Annotated in this window: 1 protein-coding gene; it reads right to left on the minus strand. The window is 59.0% G+C overall.

The features are described 5' to 3' along the window. Positions 1–151: 151 nt before the first annotated feature. Positions 152–797 (minus strand): phage portal protein (locus J0A65_RS24600; protein ID WP_009428582.1); only part of this gene is annotated, 646 nt, incomplete at its 5' end.

Here is a 797-nt window from a genome sequence, read left to right on the forward strand (position 1 = left end):
TGCCTCCTGGGCAGTCAGGCTGTCGCCGGACACCGCATCCGTCAGGCTGCTGATCCCAAGCTGGCCTGCAAGCGCACAAAAGAAAACCCGCGCATAGGCGGGTTCAAGCATCAGCGGCTCATTAAAGGCCATGCTGGCAATATGCGGGAGATTACGCAGCTCTGCTGTCACTCTTCTCCTCCTCTGTTGATTGTCGCAGCCCGGATTCAAATGCTGCAGCCGCCCAGGCGGGCGGTTTAAGACCGGCTGCACGGCGCTCCATCGTTTCACGGACCTGCTGGGCAAAAATTTCCTGATAGTCGTCACCGCGTTTTGCGCACTCTTTCTCGTAGGTACTCAGTCCGGCTTCTATCAGCATCACCGCTTCCTGAACTTCTTTCAGACCATCGATGGCCATACGACCGGAGCCTATCCAGTCGCAGTTCCCCCAGGCACTGCGGGCTTCCTGAAAACTGAAGCGCGCTTTTGAAGGTAACGTCACCACGCGGCGAACGATGGCCTCTTCCAGCCAGCACAGAAACATCTGGCTCGCCTGACGGGATGCGACGAATTTTCGCCGCCCCATAAAGTACGCCCACGACTCGTTCGCACTGGCCCGTGCCGTGGAGTAGCTCATCTGGGCGTAATTCCGGGAAAGCTGCTCATACGAGACACCCAGCCCGGCAGCGATATACCGCAGCAGTGACTGCTCAAACACGGAGTAGCCGTTATCCGTATCCTGAGCCGTCTGCAGGTTCAGTGAGTCACCCGGCATCAGGTGCGGTACTTTTGCGCCTCCCAGCCGGACCGGCGCTGCG

Source organism: Bowmanella yangjiangensis, from assembly GCF_017255015.1.
Classification (GTDB): Bacteria; Pseudomonadota; Gammaproteobacteria; order Enterobacterales; family Alteromonadaceae; genus Bowmanella; species Bowmanella yangjiangensis.